The sequence below is a fragment of the Gluconacetobacter azotocaptans genome, from assembly GCF_014174355.1.
Taxonomy (GTDB): domain Bacteria; phylum Pseudomonadota; class Alphaproteobacteria; order Acetobacterales; family Acetobacteraceae; genus Gluconacetobacter; species Gluconacetobacter azotocaptans.
The window spans coordinates 72363-88587 of sequence record NZ_JABEQF010000009.1 but is presented as its reverse complement, the minus strand read 5'-3'; the positions used below and the strand labels follow the sequence as shown (position 1 = coordinate 88587).

The window sequence follows — 16225 nt, the reverse complement described above, 5'->3', positions numbered from 1 at the left end:
CACGATGCGCCTTCCCTGTTCCTGCTGCGGCCCGCGAGACAGCGGCGAGTTCGTCTATCGCGGCGACGCAACCCTGCGTCGGCCGCCCCCCGACGCGCCAGAGACGCACTGGGCGGATTATGTCTATCTGCGCGATAACCCCGCCGGCCCGCATCGCGAGTTGTGGTACCACCAGCCATGCCGGAGTTGGCTGGTGATCACCCGCGATACCCGCAGCCACGCGATTCTCGCCGCCGAGGCCGCGGAGGCCGTGGCGCGCGCTGTCCAGGCAGGCCCGGAGGCACGATGAACCGCCATTCCGCGTCCGACCGTTCCCCCCGCGCCGCTTCGGGCCGCAAGCTGTCCGGCCGCCTTCCCTCCGGCGGCCTGATCGACCGTGGCCGCCCGCTGCAATTCCGCTTCGATGGCCAGGTCGGCACTGCTTTCCCCGGCGACACGCTCGCCTCCGCCCTGCTGGCCAACGGCATCCGGCTTGTTGGGCGGTCCTTCAAATACCACCGTCCACGCGGCATCCTCACCGCCGGGTCGGAGGAGCCGAACGCCCTGGTCGAACTGCGGGAAGGCGCGCGCCGGGAACCCAACACGCGGGCCACGATCGTGGAGATGTTTGACGGGCTGGTGGCACGGAGCCAGAACCGCTTTCCCTCCCTCGCCTTCGATCTGATGGCCGCCAGCGCCCTCGCGGCACCTCTGCTTTCGGCCGGGTTCTATTACAAGACCTTCATGTTCCCGGTCGCGTTCTGGGAGAAGCTGTACGAGCCCCTGATCCGCCGGGCGGCGGGCCTTGGACGCGCCGCCGCCGATGCCGACCCGGATCGTTATGACAAGGTCTCGCTATTTTGCGACATCCTTGTGGTCGGGGCCGGCCCGGCCGGACTCGCCGCGGCACTGACCGCGGCGCGCAGCGGCGCGCGCGTGATTCTATGCGACGAGGATTTCCGCCCCGGCGGCCGCCTGCTGTCCGATCGGGTCGAACTCGACGACCACCCGGCCATGACGTGGGTGGACCAGGCCCTGCGTGAATTCGAATCCTGCGACAAGGCCACGCTCCTCCTGCGCACCTGCGTCAACAGCGCATATGACGGTGGGGTCTATGCCGCCCTGCAGCGGGTCGCGGATCATCTTCCCGTGCCGGGCACCAACCAGCCGCGCCAGCGTCTCGTGCGAATCACGGCGACATGCTGCGTGCTGGCCTCGGGCGCCGTGGAACGGCCCGTCATCCTCGAAGGAAACGATCGTCCCGGCGTGATGCTGGCAGGCGCGGTCAGGAGCTATCTCAACCGATTTGCCGTCGCACCGGGACGCGAGGCCGTGGTGTTCGGCAATACCGACAGCGCGCTTGCCACGGCGGATGATCTGGCCCGGGCAGGCATACGGGTCCATGCGATCATCGATTCCCGCCATGAGGAATCGCTGCAAATCCGCGCGCTCGGCGAGCGGCTTGGCATTCCCTACAGTGCCGGCGCCCGGGTCACCCGGACACACGGCACCACATCGCTGACCGGCGTCACCATCGCGGACCGGGCGGGTGAGACGCGCCGTATCCGTTGCGACCTGCTTGCCCTCTCCGGCGGCTGGTCGCCCGCGCTGGGGCTTGCCACCCATCAAAACGGCCGGCCGGTCTGGGACGAAACGCTCTGCGCCTTCATCCCAGGGGATCTGCCGCCCGGCATGTTCGTCGCGGGAAGCGTGACCGGCCTGTCCGGAACGGGTGCGGCGCTGGCCAGCGGCCACGCGGTGGGGGCGGCGGCGGTCGCCACCTGCGGCCTGACCCCCGCGACGCTCGACATGCCGGTGACACAGGACCTGCCGGACAGACCGGGCGCCCTGTGGCACACGCTTGAGGACCTGGAGGCCCCCTCCGGCGCCGCCTTCGTCGATTTCCAGAACGACGTGATGGCTAAGGACATTCGCGGCGCGACACGGGAAGGCTATGTCAGCGTCGAGCATCTGAAGCGCTATACCACCCTCGGCATGGCCACCGATCAGGGCAAGACATCGAACGTCAACGGCCTGGCCCTTCTGGCGGCGATGACAGGGCGTTCCATCGCCGAGACCGGCACCACAACGACACGTCCGCCCGTCCAGCCCATCGCCATCGGTGCGCTCGCAGGCCCGCATCGCGGTCGCCATTTCCGGCCCGAGCGCCTGACGCCTACCCATGACTGGGCGCGCGCGCATGGCGCGCATTTCACCACCGCGGGCCTGTGGATGCGCGCGCAATGGTTCGCCCGTCCCAGCGACCCGACCTGGCAGGAGACGGTCAACCGCGAGGTCATGACGGTACGCCGCGCCGTAGGATTCTGCGACGTCACCACGCTGGGCAAGATCGACATCCAGGGTCCGGACGCCACGCGTTTTCTCGAACGCATCTACTGCAACAATTTCGCCCGGCTCGCCGTCGGGCGCGTCCGGTACGGCCTGATGCTGCGCGAGGACGGCTTCGCCTTCGATGATGGTACCACCGCGCGGCTTGGCGAAACCCATTACCTCATGACCACAACCACGGCCAACGCCGCAAAAATTATGGAACATCTCGAATATTGCAGGCAATGGCTGTTCCCGGAGGATGATGTGCAGATGATCTCGGTCACCGACGAATGGGCACAGATCGCCCTCGCCGGACCGAAATCGCGCGAGGTGCTGGCGGCCATCGTCGATCCGGGTTTCGATGTCGGCAACGCCGCGCTTCCCTTCATGGCGACGGTGGAAACGACAGTGTGCGGCAGCATCCCCGCGCGACTGTTCCGAATCTCCTTCTCGGGCGAACTGGCTTATGAAATCGCCGTTCCGGCGCGCCATGGCGCCGTGCTGGCGGATGCCTTGATGCGGGCAGGCGCGCCGTTCAGCATCGCCCCCTACGGCACGGAGGCTCTGGGCGTCCTGCGTATCGAAAAAGGCCATCCAGCCGGATCGGAACTGAACGGGCAGACGACGGCGCACGACCTGGGTTTCGGAAAGCTCCTGTCCCGCAAGAAGGATTATATCGGTGCCCGCATGGCGCAGCGTCCGGCGCTGACCGATCCGGGGCGCCAGACCCTGGTAGGGCTCATGCCCCTCGCCCCGGACGCCGTGCTGGGCGCGGGCGCGCATCTGCTGCCCGACCACGCGGCGGCGACGGCGGCGAACGACCAGGGCTGGGTATCGTCTTCCGCCTGGTCGCCGACCTGCGGCTCGTGGATCGGCCTCGGCTTTCTCGCCGACGGCGCGCACCGTCACCGCGAGATCGTGGCTGTGCATGATCCGGTACGTGGCAATATCGTCCGCGCGCGGGTCTGTCCGCCCGTCTTCGTCGATCCCGATGGAGGACGCCTGCATGCCTGATTCCGCCATGCCCCCCCTTTCAATCCATCCCGTCGAGGGATGGCAGATCGCAAGCGTCGCGCCCTTTCGCCAGGATGTCCCGGCATTGGCGACGATCCTGACCTCAGCCGGTTTTCCAGCGCCCGAAGCGCGACGCATGACGGCAAACTCAACCGGCCGCGTCGTCTGGGCCGGTCGCGGGCAGTATCTCGTCATTGCCCCGGCCGGCGCGCCCGATCCCGCGCAACGGCTCCGCCCACCCTGCGCGGGACGGGCGGCGATCACGACGCAGGGCGACGGCCGCAGCGCCTTTCGGATCACCGGTGAACGAAGCGCGGCGTTTCTGGCCGGCCTGTCGGGCATCGATCTTCATCCGCATGCCTTCGCCACCGGCGACGTGGCGTCCGGCCTCATCAGGCATATCGGCGTCCTGTTCTGGAAAGACCGCGACGATACCTTCGAATGCCTGGTGTTCCGAAGTCTCGCCAACGCCTTCCACCATGACCTGGCTGAAGCCGCGGCGATGTTCGTCGTCGACTGACGGACCTGGATCAGGAACAACGAACATGGTCACGACATGCCCCGATACGACGATGGGCTATTCCTACATCCTGACTCTGTCCTGCCCGAACCGGCCGGGCCTGGTGGCGGCGATCGGACAGCTTCTCTTCGAGCTCGGCTACAACATCACCGAAGCTCAGCAGTTCGACGAGCCCGACAGCAAGCAGTTCTTCATGCGGATCGTCTTCTCCGCCGCCATCGGGGAGGCCACCGCGCCGGAAACGGCGCTGGGCGCGCTGGCCACGCGGTTCGCGATGAAATGGACATTGCACGACACGAGCATCCGTCCAAAAGTAATTCTCCTGGTCTCGAAATTCGACCATTGTCTCGTCGATCTTCTCTATCGCTGGCGCATCGGCGAACTCGTGATCAACCCGGTGGGCATCATCTCCAACCATCCGGCGGACACCTACGAGCATATCGATCTCCATGCCATCCCGTTCCATTATCTGCCGGTCACCAGGGAAACGAAGGCGGAGCAGGAGGCACGAATCCTCGAACTGGTCGACGCGACCGGCGCGGACCTGGTCGTGCTGGCACGCTATATGCAGATCCTCTCCAATAACATGGCCGCCGCGCTGTCCGGACGCTGCATCAATATCCACCATTCTTTCCTGCCCGGCTTCAAGGGAGCCCGCCCTTATCACCAGGCATTTGACCGGGGCGTGAAACTGATTGGCGCTACGGCACATTTCGTGACCAGGGACCTCGACGAGGGGCCGATCATCGAACAGGACGTGGAGCGGATCTCCCACGCCGACGCCCCGGACGATCTGATCCGCAAGGGCCGTGATATCGAACGCCGCGTCCTGGCCCGCGCCGTGCGCTACTACGTCGAACAACGAGTGATCCTGAACGGCAACAAGACAATCATCTTTATGCACTGAGCCCGTCCGGCACCGCGCGATCCCGGAGCACGACGCGACAAGCTGGAAGGTCTTCAGAAATTCCCGCAGGGTTCGATTTTCACTTGCACAGACCCGGTTCATCCACTCATTCTGTCGTAATCGGGCGCTTTTCCCAGCCGATTTCTATCGGCCTGCAATTTTTTGATGTGTCGTCGCATGATTGTCTGACTGTCCAAACCCACATCCAGAACCGAAAGTCCTACATGCCATGGCCCAGACAGAAAATTCCTCCGCCCCGAGCGACCGCGCGCGCGTGAAGCGCTACCATCATATCGCGTCCTACGATCTGGAGGTCGTCCATGCCATTCTTGATGCCATGCCGCTCTGCCATGTTGGCTACATCCATAACGGAACGCCTTTCGTCACGCCGACCCTGCAGTGGCGTGACGGAAACCGCGTGTTCTGGCACGGATCATCCGCCAGCCGCATGATCCGAACGACGCAGGAACAGGATGTCTGCCTCACCGTGTCCATCTATGACGGACTGGTGATGGCGCGTTCGGCGTTCAACTACAATATCAACCATCGCTCGGTCATGATCTTTGGTCGCCCGGAAAAACTTGCCGACGATGAAAAGGAACATCAGTTACGGACTATGGTGGACAAGACAATCCCAGGCCAGTGGGCGCGCCTGCGTCCAGTGACGACCAACGAACTCAAGGCAACCACCGTTTTAACCATGCCCATCACCGAGGCGTCGGCCAAGATTCGTACGGGCCAACCCGAAGACAACGAAGAGGATTACACCTTTCCGGTCTGGGCGGGCGTGGTTCCGGTGCGCATGCAGATCCTGCCCCCCGAACCCGATCCGCGCAATCTGCCGGATGTCGCGCCGCCCCCGGAATTGTCGCGTTTCCATATCGGGTAGGGCATTCAATACGGGGGGGCACAATGCCATGAAGGCGAACGTCACGGAAGCGACGTAAAAGCGGTTTCCTTTGCCTTCAACATGACAGCCAGCCCAAGAATAACCGAGAAGACGGAGACCGCGCAGGCAACGGTAACCGTGTGAAAATAATTGATCGTTGCGGTCAGAATCAGCGGTGTAAAGCCACCGAACAAGGCACCGGCGACGTTATAAGCCAGGGCGATCCCGGTCAGTCGCGAACGGGCGGGAAACAGCTCGCACAGGGTTGCCGGGAAAGGACCCGCCAGCAGTCCAGCCGCGAGCGCATAAAGTAGTTCGATGATCGTGACGCCGGCAACACTGGTGGTGTGGGCGATCTCCCAGAACAGCACGGGTGTGGCCAGGGCGATCAGTATATAGGCGCAAATCGTCATCGGACGCCGGCCCACACGGTCGGAGAGGACCGCCGCGGGCAGAATGACGCTCATCATGCCGATACAGGCCGCCGTGTTGGCCCACAAAGAGGCGCGTGCCGACAGTCCCAGATAGGTCTGCGTCAATGTCGGAAAATAGAACAGCGTATAGAATACCGCGAATATTGGAGCGACCAGCGAGAACGCCCGAAAAAAAGGACCGGTGACGTCATGCACCATCCGTACCTCTTCTGCCACATCGGCATGGGGCACGGGCGTTTCCATGATGCGCAACCGGCAATAGAAGCCGACGGGAATCAGCAGCGCGCCGATCAGGAACGGCAGACGCCAGGCCCAACTGTTGATCGCCTCGGCAGAGTAGATGGAGGCAACCATCGACGCGACACCAAGCGCCAGCACGGGCCCGAGAATGGCGCTGACCTCGTGTATGCCGCCATACAGCCCGCGCTTGCCGAGGGGGGCGGCCTCGACGATGAAGGTGGCCGCCCCGCCCCATTCTCCACCCGCGGCCAGACCCTGCATCAACCGCGCGATCAGAAGAAGAAACGGCGCGGCCTCTCCTATGGTCGAACGACCTGGAAGCACGGCCAAACCGAGCGTACCGCCGCCCATGACGATGATGGAGACGATCAGGGCGGTACGCCGGCTGATCCGGTCGCCAATCCGACCGATGATGAGCCCGCCGATCGGGCGCGCCGTAAAGCCGCAGCCGAAAATCAGGAATGTCAGGAACAGGCCGGTATTCCGCCCGTCCTGTGCGAAGAAATTATGGGAAATCGCGTTGGAAAAAAACGCGAAGATGCCGAAATCGTACCAGTCCAGCACGCTGCCGACGGTCGCGGCGGCGATGACATGCGCGGCCCCTCGCAGCGAATTGTCATGCCGTCGCGCATGCTCGCTGCGGCCGATGTCACGAAGTCGCGGTAACGTCACGCTCTCTTGGGCCATCCGTCATGATCCGATAATTGCCTTGATCTGTTGATAAAGCGGGCGCGGAATTTCCACCCCCTCGGCGGCGGTCTGACGGCGCCATACATGACGGCGGCTGCCCGGAATGCGGGTTCCCGGCTGCGTGCCGATCGCACCGAGCAGGGTTTCCATCTTGCGGTTGAAGTCGCCTCCGCCGGTCACGGCGGGATCGACCGCAATGAAATAGGCACCCACACGCGGCGGCCCGTTGCTGGTATCGATCAGGCCAGGGGCGACGACGCCAAGATTGCTGTTGGTCAGCAACGCGGAAAAGACTTCCACGATCAAGCCGATACCAAAGCCCTTGTAGCCGCCGAATGGCGCCATGGTCCCGCCTTGCAAGGCCGCAGCGGCGGAGGTGGTGGGCCGTCCGTCCTGGTCGAAGGCCCAATTGTCCGGGATGCCTTCACCGCGCATATGCCGGTCCATGACCTCGCTCTTCGCCACGACCGAAGATGACTGGTCGATCAGGAGCACTACGCCGTCATCCGAGGGCACGGCAAGCGACATCGGGTTGGTACCGACAACCGGACGGCGCCCGCCTGCCGGCGCCATGGAGGCCGGCGCGTGGGTAAAGCCAAGGATGACCAGCCCCTCACGCGCCAGATTTTCCGTGTGATAGCCAAGCACACCGCAGGCATAGGCGTTGGTGACGACCAGCGAGGCGATGCCGTTCTCGCGCACCGCCTCCGACAGGATCGGCCGAGCCATTGCGATGCCCAGATGCGGGAAACCGTCGCCGGCGTCGAGATGCACGATTCCGGACCTCGGGCTCGTGACGACCGGACGGGCGTCCTTCGCGATCTTGCCATAGGCCAGAATCTGGCAATTGGACGGAACACGCGCCAAGCCATGGCTGGGGATGCCATCGGCCTCCGCCGCGGCGAACTGGGCAGCCACCGCCCGCGCATGGTCTTCGGCCAGGCCTGACGCATGCAAGGCACGAAATGCCAGATCCTCGACCTCGGCGATCTGAAGATGAACCGTCGACGCGCCGGCCGGCAAGGGAAGACGATCAGACATGAAAGAATCCTCTCGTCACGCTAGCCCACATCCGGCGATCGCACGGCCCGCGTCGCGGCGAATCGGCTCTCGGGCCGCGACAGGCCGAGATTTTCCCGCAGCGTCTTTCCTTCATAGGCGGTGCGGAACAGGCCGCGCCGCTGTAGTTCAGGAACGATATGCGTCACCACGTCTTCCAGGCTGCGCAACCGGTAGGGATTCATGATGACGAAGCCATCGGCCGCGTATCCCATGAACCATTCTTCCAGATTATCGACGATGCTCTGCGTCGTGCCCACAAGCACCCGATGCTTGCTGGAGGATGCAAGGCGCTGGGCAGTCTGACGGATGCTGAGGTTGTTGTGCTTGGCGAAGGCGGAAATCGCCCTCTGGTGCCCCTGCATGCCGCGTGTCGGGGGCAGGTCGGGAAACGGCCCATCGAGATCATAATTGCTGACATCGAGCTGCACGGCGCCGGTGATGTTCTCCAGCGCGATCTCGTCCGGGTAGAGGCGGCTGATCTCATCGAACCGATCCTCCGCCTGGCTCTGCGTCTCGCCCCATACGATGGAAGTGCCGGGAAAGATCTTCAGATCGGACGCTTGGCGGCCATGCGCGACGGTACGCTGCTTCATGTCCGCGTAGAAGGCCTGCGCATCTTCGATGAAATGGGTGCTGCAGAACACCACGTCCGCGGTGCGCGAACCAAGGTCGCGTCCTTCTCCCGAGGCGCCGGCCTGCGCGATGATCGGATGGCCCTGCGGCGACCTGCCACCGCGCAAGGGCCCCTTGACGCTGAAAAACTCTCCTTCATGGGCCAGGGCGTGTATTTTTTCCGGATCGAGATATCGGCCGCCTTCCTTGTCCAGCAGGAAAGCATCGTCCTCGATACTGTCCCACAGACCGGTCACGACGTGATGGAACTCGGCTGCACGGCGATAGCGGTCGGCATGCAGCGTCGTGCCGCCCTTGACGCCGAAATTGGCGGCCTCGTTCGGGTTGCCCGACGTGACGAGATTCCACCCCGCCCGACCTTTGCTGATCTTGTCGATCGAGGCGAGCTGGCGCGCCAGATAATAGGGCTGCTCGTATGTCGTGCTCATAGTGTGGACGAGCCCGACATGCTGCGTGCAGGCCGCCAACGCCGCCATCAGGGTCGCGGGCTCGAAACCCGCCACGCTGGACAGGCGCGAGAGCATGTCCCTGTCCGAGATCGGACGGGCAAGCGAACTCTCGTCGGCCATGAAAATCATGTCGAAAAGGCCGCGCTCGGCGGTCCGGGCGAACGTCACCTGCCAGTCGAAATCATTCTCACCATCCGACTGGACGTCGGGATGACGCCAGCCCTGGCTGTACATTCCGGAAAAATTAAATGCAGCAAGACGAATTTTATCGTTTCTTTTCGACATCATACATCTTCCTTCACATGATCGTCCGTTACGGCGTGCGAGGGAATCGTGCCGGAAACGGCATAGACACGCATGGGCACGGTACGTCGCAGGGGCGCTATGGCCTGATATTCCGGAGAATCCCACCACGCACGGACATGTTCCAGCGACGGGAAACGTATGATGCCGACCACCAGAGGCGGCTTGTCGCCCTCGAGAAGGCTTGCGTCACGGCTGACGGTCAGATAGACGCCACCGTGGCGCTTGACCATCCGACCCGTCACCTCGCGATACGTCGCGAACGCGGCTTCATCGGTTACTTCATCGTGACGTTCTGAGATCACATAAGTTGCCAAGAAGGTATCTCCTTCCGGATCTTTCGGTGCGGCCACCGAAATCCTGCGTATCGTCCGAGTATAGGAAGATCGACCGGGCCGGCCAAGGTCCAGATCCCCAGGAAGGCAAGAGCCACTTCCATTCGCCCGCCATTCAGACGTCACGCGCCGCCGTCTGCAGAATATGTCCCATGCGTTCGATACCGTCTTCGATTATTCCTGTCGACATCGAGGTAAATCCCAACCTGAGCGCCTGCGGGACATCGCGGTGACGGTAGAACATACCGCCGTCGTCGGCATAGATGCTGTGTGCCGCCAGTGAACGGCAAAACTGATCCGAACGCACCCCGTCGGGCAATGTCAGCCATCCGGCCGATCCGCCATGGATGGGCGCGAGCACCGTGTCCGGCATATGGCGGGCCACGCTGTCGGACAGGATCCGCGCGCGCTTTTCCCATGTCTGGCGAGCCCTGCAGACCAGGCCGGAATAATATCCTCTTCCTATGAATTCACCCAATGTCGCCTGATTGTTGGTCGGTGGGCTACGCATCAGCAGGCGGCGGATCAACCGCGCTTCATGGATCACGTGCGGCGGCGCGACCATGAAACCCAGCCGCAATCCGGGCGCCAGAGCTTTCGAAAAGGTCCCCAGATAGATGACACGACCATCAGGGTCGTCGGCCTTGAGCGCATAGGGCGCGTCGCCGGCGAACCAGGCTTCGGAATCCACGTCGTCCTCGACAATGATCGTATCGTTCTGGCGGGCATAATAATAAAGTTGCGCGCGCCGGCTGGCTGACATGGGTGCGGTCGTCGGAAACTGCATGACGGGCGAGCAATAGAGCATTGAGATGCCCGGTGTGAGATCGGCAACACGCAGCCCTTCTTCATCCACCAGGACGTTCTGGATATTCGCGCTGCGCAGCCGCAGGACGGCGCGCAGGTCCGGGTGGCCGGGATCTTCGAACGCGCAGCGATAGTCGGGGCCGAGCAGCAGCAGGCTGAGGATGGCAAGCGCGTTCTGGATACCGCTGGTAATGAGAATCTCCTCGGGTACGGCCCAGAGCCCGCGCCGGGGCAGCAAAGTGGAGCAGATCTGCTTGACCAGATAAGCATTGTCCTCGTCATAGGGATCGCCCGCCCAGCGGCGCAAGGCCGTGGCGCTCAATGTGTCCCGCTGCACCTCGCGCCATTGCGCGAGGGGAAACAGTTCCTGATCACACTGTCCATATATGAAGGCGTACCGGCTCTCGCGCCAGCGAGGGTCGCGCTGAAGTGGCCTTTGTTTTGACACCGATCCGATCAGGCGTTCGGACCATGACACAGGATGTGCCGGGCGCTCCTGCCCGCAGGGTGCGGACGTCCGGGCCTGCGATACGTCGTGCGCGATGTTGGACACCCGATGGCGGGAGCGATCTCGTGTATCGACCAGCCCTTCGGTGGCAAGAAGCAGATAAGCCTGGATGACCGTGTTCCGGGAGATACTCAGCGCACGCGCGAGGGCACGCTGCGATGGCAATGCCGTTCCGGCTGCCAGCCGCCCCGAGCAGATGGCCGAGACCAGCTGCTTGTGCAGCATGATTTTCAGCGTGCCTTCTTCGGCATGATGCAACGGACCGATGAGGCGGCGCCAGTAGCCGTAGGCTTCCGGACTGTCGGCGGGCAGATTCTTGATCTCGCAATCATCGTCCATGGCGTGACAGCTTCCTAAAGTGCTGATGCCTCCGGCGCGGCAGCCAACCTGCCTACCGGAACAACCCGGCTGAATTCTCTCCACGAACGCATGGACAGAGAAAGCCCCGGCCTGTCACGACTATACAGACCGGCATCAGATGGAAGCTAGTCTCCTGTCCCTCAAATCCGCTAGCGGATTTGAGAGACAGGAGATCAGGCACAAACCGTAACATGCATCAGCCCGGGTGCCCACGGCCCCATGAAACCGGCCCGACGCATGTCGATTACCCTCCGCTTCAGAAGCCGGCCGTCGCCGTCATCATCACCGTCATCGGCGCCCCGATATAATAACTGGGCGTTGACCCGCTGATAAGGGTTCCCCCCAATCCACGCATGGTCTGGGCGTTCGCGGCCACGCCGGCAACGCTGGAGATATATTTGACATTCGTCAGGTTGGTGAAGTTCAGCCGCAGCGTAGGCCCACTGAGCATATGGAAGCTCGGGAAGTGGTAACCGAATCCCAGATCAACCGTCTTGTATGCGGGCATGGACTGGTCATTCATGAAGGTGGAATACTGGGAATCCACCCACTTGAATCCAAGGTTCGCGAAGAACGGCCCCTTCGTATAGTTGATTCCCACCGTCGCCATGAATTTTGGACTCATCACGGCGATTTTTCCCGCGGTCGGCAAGGAATCATTTCCGACCCGGAAATTGTTGTCGGTCGTCGCATGCAGATACTGCCCGTTTACATAGGGCGACAGGCCATGAAAGGTCGGGGCGGCCAATTCGACCGTCACGCCGCGCATGGTTTCCCCGCCAACCGAAATCGCCGACTGCACATTGGCGCCGTTCAGGATCTGGGTGGTCGCGACCTGATGATTGGTCATGTTCATATTGAACAACGCGAGGTCGAATGTGAACAGCCCATGGTAACGAAAACCCAGCTCCTCACCGATCGAATATTCCGGCTGCACGCCTGTCGCACCCTGCTGGACGACCTTTCCGGTCCCGACGCCATAGGACGTGGGATAGGTGCTCAGCGGTACAGGCGGGCGCATATTGGTCATGCCATTGGCATAAATCTGCATATCCTTGTTGATTTTATAAGAAACGGTCACTCGCGGCATCGGCTGGAACATGGCCTGGGAATAATGGTACTGCGGTCCCGAGACCATGTTGGTTCCCGAAACGTAATCCATCATGAGCTTGATCCCGGCGCTCAGCTCAAGACGATCGTTGAGGAAACTCTGCGTATCCGAAAGATAGAACTCGTTGATCTGCGAGCTCTCCTGGAAATGCGTGCCGGCGACCGGAACCCCGGACGCCGAGCGGAGAATATACTTGCCATCATCGTTTGCGGTATTCCCCTGATAATCCATCGGAGAAAGACCATTCAGCTGCGTCATCGTCCAGTTATCATACCAGTATCCGAAAAGAAGATGGTTCGTCTTTGAAACACGATATTGAAGATACGTGTTGACCCCCGTGGAGTACATTAACTGGTTCGAATTGGACATCACATTAAGCTGGCCGTTGACGAGATCCAGCCCGTTGGTATCGATCGCGATCTTCTGATCGCCGTTATAAACGCTGGCCGGGTTGATACTTGTCTGGCCGGGACTGTTCACGTCAGCATAATGGAAATAGGGGGTGAAGTGCAGCGCCAGACGGTCGGTCAGATGAAATTCGTTCTGGAGGGACAGAAGAACATTTGTTCTTTTATAAATATATGATTTCCAGTAATTTGTCGTCTTGCCCGGAATATAGGTGCCGGCATAATCGCTCTCGGAGAAGTTATTGTCGACGGCGTTGTTCTTCTCCCACTGCGACAGCGTCATGAAATTCTGCCGCGCGTTCACCAGATCATTGTAGGAAATAAACAGCTTGCTGGTGCCGATGTCGCCCCAATCCTTCTGGACGTCGAAATCCACGTGTGTGCGATGGCTTCTTCCCGGACCGTAAAAATTGTTCTCGGCAGTATAGGAATAGGATGCGTACATCTTGATGCCGGAATGGCCGATATAGCCGCTATCCGCCCGGGCAAAGACACGCTGGGCCTGGTACGACCCGGCACTGTACGACAACAACCCGCCATATTTGTCGGATGGATCGCGCGTCGTCTCGATGAACTCCCCGCCTGTGGCGGACTGGACGGGGTCGTTGATACGCGACGTGCCGGGAATGAGCGTGACGTCGGCGATATTCTCGTTATCCGCCCAGCTTTCAGTGTAGGGGTAATAATAGGCCTGGTCGATACCAGGGGCCCCGTTGATCACCCATCCCATTTCGCTTTCCGCCAGGCCGCGAACAGCGAGATTGTTACGGATCGTCAAGCCGAGCGCGTCGCTCGAACCGAAATTGACCCCCGGCATGGACGCAATCAACTGGAGCGGACTGGCGGCGGCTGTGCGCTGGGCGATCGCGGCGGCAGTTATCGAATTCACGGCCTCCGGCGCAGTCTGGCGCTTCATCAGGCCGCCGCCGATCGGACGCCCCCGCGTGACGTGAATTTCCTCGGGCTCATTGATCGGCATCGCATGCGGTGCCTGCGGTTGCCCCGCTGCCACCTTCACCGGGGCGGCATTCGACTGCACCGTCGGTTTCGAGACATGTCCGTGACTGCCTGTGCGTAAGGACGTCTTGGAGTCCGCGGAGGCCGCCTTGACTCGCGGAGCGGCGAGTTGGGACATCCCCAGACATGTGGTCGAAGCCAGGAGCGTCCTGAAAATTGGTTTCCACATGTGACTCAAACCTCGATTTATGTTTGCCGCTGGCATGGCCTCTTTCGATCGCGCAAAACATCCGGATGAGAAACGCAATTTCAATAACGCTCGATCTCGCGAAGAACCTTAGCCTACATGACGAACGCTATCGGCACTGTTCCGTTACCGCAATGTAAATGCGCCTGGACCCATCGATTACCACAAACTGGCACGGCCTGTCGGAAGCGGAAGTCGGATCGTACCGCGAAATCACGGCGTCGGTAGAAAGGGCTTTTGACAAGAACACCGTTCACGAACCCCCGATATTCTGACCGGCAAACCCGCCTAACTGTCGCACGCGGGCGATCGGCATTTCATCGCATCGCGTCGCACCGCGGTTGCCGCGTGATTCACATGTCCTGCCTCGATCACGACCCCGAATGCCTCGGCGGCATGTGCTTCACTGATCAACCCGTCCAGCACGTCATCCAGCACCATGCCCTCCGGCCGATCCAGCGCATCTCCGTAACCGCCGCCTGCCGGCGACCTGTGGCGGAACACGTCCCCCTTCTTCATGACGTAAGGTTCCGTGACAAGCACTGGCAATGTCACCTCATGTCCCTCTTTCTGCCGCAGCACGCTCACGGGACCTGACCCCGCCTTCCCACCGAACAGGCCGTAGGGCGGAAAATCGTGCTTGTCGGACCGCAAGGTCAGCACGGCCTCATCGCCAAGAAATTCATATTCCCGCACGAATGCATTGCCACCCCGATATCGCCCCGCACCGCCGCTGTCGGGCACGATTTCGTAGCGGACGATCCGAAGGGGATAGTTGGTCTCGATCATTTCGACCGGAATATTTGCCTGATTGGCGCCCATGTGGGGAACGCCGACCTGACCATCATGAGTCGGCGCGCCGCCCCACGTTCCCATGACCGTTTCACTGAAGACGAACGGCTTTCCGTCATGCCATCCGCCAAAGGCCGGAACACTCGCCCCGCCCATGCCGTCGGCCGTCACGCGGTCAGGCAACGGAATCGACAGCGCGCCGAGCATGGCGTCGATAATCCGGTATCCGGTAATGCCGCGCGCGCCGCAAGGCGCCGGATGCACCGAATTTACAACTGTCCCGAGCGGAGCCTGAACCCGGATGGCGCGTTCAAATCCGCGACAATTCGGAATATCGGACTTCATGACCGAACGAAGGGCGGTAAACACTGCCGCCTTCGTGAACGGAAGCGGCGTGTTCACCCCTCCCTTTACCTGGGCCGATGTGCCGGTGAAATCGACCTCCAGCTCGTCCCCCCTGATCGAAACCGCGAGCGTAATGGGGATGGGAACGGGATTTTTACCCAGTCCATCGAGGTAATCGGTAAAGGCGAATGTTCCGTCGGGGAATTGAGCAATTTCAGCCCTTGTCAGTCGTTCGGCATAATTATGAAGCTCCTCGGCATAGCTGAGGACTTCATCGGCACCATATCGTTCGAGCAGATCGACGAATGACCTCTGGCCGGCATGACATGCCGCCATCTGCGCGAACAGGTCACCCGCAACCAGGCTCGGCACCCGGACATTCAGCATCAGGATATCCCAGATCGAGGCATTCCTCGCACCGCGCTCGTAAAGTTTCAGGAATGGCAGCCTGATTCCCTCTTGATAGATCTCCGTCGCCCCCAGCGCGTTGCTGCCCGGGACGATGCCGCCCACGTCGGCGTGGTGGGCAAGCGTAGTGGTCCAGGCAACCAGCCTGCCGTCGAAAAAAATCGGCTGGATGATATAGATGTCCGGCAGATGCTGGCCAGCGGCGGCATAGGGATCGTTACCGATGAAGACATCGCCTTCGAAAATATTTCCTTCGTAATGACTGAGCAGATGCCGCATCGCATCGTAGAAGCTGCCCAGATGCATGGGTGTCGTCACACCCTGGGCCAGGGTCTGCCCGAATGCGTCGCAAAGCGCCGTCGAGAAATCCATAGAATCCCGAACGATCGGAGAATATGCCGCCCTCATCAGGATCAATGCCATTTCGTCGGCGATGGTATCGAACGCGTTCTTCAGGACCTCGAGACGGATGGGATCGAAAGTTTTCATGGTTTTTC

At 61.6% G+C, this 16225-nt stretch carries 12 protein-coding genes; 5 read left to right on the top strand and 7 right to left on the bottom strand.

What is annotated here, in order from left to right:
- The first annotated feature begins 4 nt into the window (after positions 1-4).
- From HLH34_RS12735 to HLH34_RS12715, 5 genes are all read left to right on the top strand, one after another.
- Entirely contained in the window at positions 5-289 is a 285-nt protein-coding gene (locus tag HLH34_RS12735; RefSeq protein ID WP_183119962.1) for a sarcosine oxidase subunit delta, read from the top strand.
- Complete coding sequence (locus HLH34_RS12730; protein WP_183119961.1) at positions 286-3324, top strand: sarcosine oxidase subunit alpha family protein; 3039 nt, start codon at positions 286-288, stop codon at positions 3322-3324. Before HLH34_RS12735 ends, HLH34_RS12730 begins: the two co-directional genes overlap by 4 nt.
- Positions 3325-3409: 85 nt before the next feature.
- Complete coding sequence (locus HLH34_RS12725) at positions 3410-3844, top strand: sarcosine oxidase subunit gamma (protein ID WP_183119960.1); 435 nt, start codon at positions 3410-3412, stop codon at positions 3842-3844.
- A gap of 52 nt (positions 3845-3896) precedes the next feature.
- The gene (purU, locus tag HLH34_RS12720; RefSeq protein ID WP_183119959.1) at positions 3897-4751 is read left to right on the top strand and encodes a formyltetrahydrofolate deformylase; all 855 of its coding nucleotides are present in this window, start codon (positions 3897-3899) and stop codon (positions 4749-4751) included.
- Between the two features lie 229 nt (positions 4752-4980).
- Positions 4981-5640 (top strand): pyridoxamine 5'-phosphate oxidase family protein, encoded by a 660-nt coding sequence (locus HLH34_RS12715; protein ID WP_183119958.1) that lies wholly within the window; start codon positions 4981-4983, stop codon positions 5638-5640.
- Between the two features lie 41 nt (positions 5641-5681).
- Here HLH34_RS12715 and HLH34_RS12710 read toward each other — a convergent pair whose 3' ends face one another.
- From HLH34_RS12710 to HLH34_RS12680, 7 genes are all read right to left on the bottom strand, one after another.
- Complete coding sequence (locus HLH34_RS12710; protein WP_264784349.1) at positions 5682-7001, bottom strand: MFS transporter; 1320 nt, start codon at positions 6999-7001, stop codon at positions 5682-5684.
- Positions 7002-7004: 3 nt separating this feature from the next.
- A complete protein-coding gene (locus HLH34_RS12705) occupies positions 7005-8027 on the bottom strand; it encodes an Ldh family oxidoreductase (RefSeq protein WP_204736909.1) in 1023 nt (340 codons plus the stop codon).
- 38 nt (positions 8028-8065) lie between these two features.
- The gene (locus tag HLH34_RS12700) at positions 8066-9382 is read right to left on the bottom strand and encodes an LLM class flavin-dependent oxidoreductase (protein ID WP_220792163.1); all 1317 of its coding nucleotides are present in this window, start codon (positions 9380-9382) and stop codon (positions 8066-8068) included.
- Between the two features lie 50 nt (positions 9383-9432).
- Positions 9433-9804, bottom strand: a complete 372-nt coding sequence (locus HLH34_RS12695; RefSeq protein WP_183119955.1) for a DUF1330 domain-containing protein — start codon at positions 9802-9804, stop codon at positions 9433-9435.
- A 97-nt stretch (positions 9805-9901) separates the two neighbouring features.
- Positions 9902-11440, bottom strand: a complete 1539-nt coding sequence (locus HLH34_RS12690; RefSeq protein ID WP_183119954.1) for an aminotransferase-like domain-containing protein — start codon at positions 11438-11440, stop codon at positions 9902-9904.
- A gap of 277 nt (positions 11441-11717) precedes the next feature.
- Positions 11718-14018, bottom strand: coding sequence for a TonB-dependent receptor (locus HLH34_RS12685; RefSeq protein ID WP_264784348.1), 2301 nt, complete (start codon positions 14016-14018; stop codon positions 11718-11720).
- 453 nt (positions 14019-14471) lie between these two features.
- Entirely contained in the window at positions 14472-16217 is a 1746-nt protein-coding gene (locus HLH34_RS12680; RefSeq protein ID WP_183119952.1) for a hydantoinase B/oxoprolinase family protein, read from the bottom strand.
- Positions 16218-16225: the final 8 nt, after the last annotated feature.